This window comes from Nocardioides sp. AN3 (genome assembly GCF_054653495.1).
In genome coordinates this window covers 1-743 of the sequence record NZ_BAAIGC010000088.1, presented here as the reverse complement: position 1 = coordinate 743, position 743 = coordinate 1, and the positions used below count along the sequence as shown (strand labels likewise).

Annotated in this window: 1 protein-coding gene; it reads left to right on the top strand. The window is 70.5% G+C overall.

Annotated elements, in window-relative coordinates; all coding sequences use genetic code 11:
* A partial coding sequence (locus tag ACYQ1K_RS27910) for a DUF222 domain-containing protein (protein WP_459986893.1) occupies positions 1-743 on the top strand: 743 nt, incomplete at both ends.

Below are 743 nucleotides of genomic sequence, written 5' to 3'. Positions count from 1 at the left end.
GGCGGCGGGTGGGTTCCCGGCCGCCTCGGCGGCAATAATCACCGAGGCCGTCGACGCGCTGCCCGACGAGGTCGACGCGGCGATGAAAGCACAGGCGGAGGAGTTCTTGGCTGGGGAGGCCCACGTCCACGACACCGCCGCGCTGCGCCGGCTGGCGGCGCATGTGGAGGAGGTCATCGACCCCGACGGCGCCGAGGAACGCCTGGCCGAACAGCTGGCCCGCGCCGAGGAGAAGGCCGCCCGCCAGGCGTGCTTCACCCTCGGCCACGACCAGACCACCGCGAGCAGTCAGGGTCGGTTCAAGCTCCCGCTGCTCAGCGGGATCAAGCTGGAACGGATGCTGCAAGCCCTGCTCAACCCCAACCGGCCCGACCCGATCGGATTCGAGGATCCTGAGACCGGGCGGCCCTCCACGCTCGAGGAACGCCGCGGCCGGGCGTTCGTGGAGCTGATCGACCGGATCGGGAGGAAGGACCTGCCCCAGACCGGGGGCTGCGACCCCGTCGTGGTCGTCACCATGGACCTCACGGTTCTCGAAGGAAGACTCGGCACCGCCCGCCTCGACACCGGCCACCACATCAGCGGTGCTCTGGCCCGTCGACTCGCCGCCCAGCACGGCCTCATCCCGGTCGTGTGCGGAGGCGATGGCCAGGTCCTCGACCTCGGCCTCACCCAGCGGTTCTTCGACAAGGTCCTCCGGCTCGCGATGGCCATCCAACAAGGCTTCACCTGCGCGGTGGAGC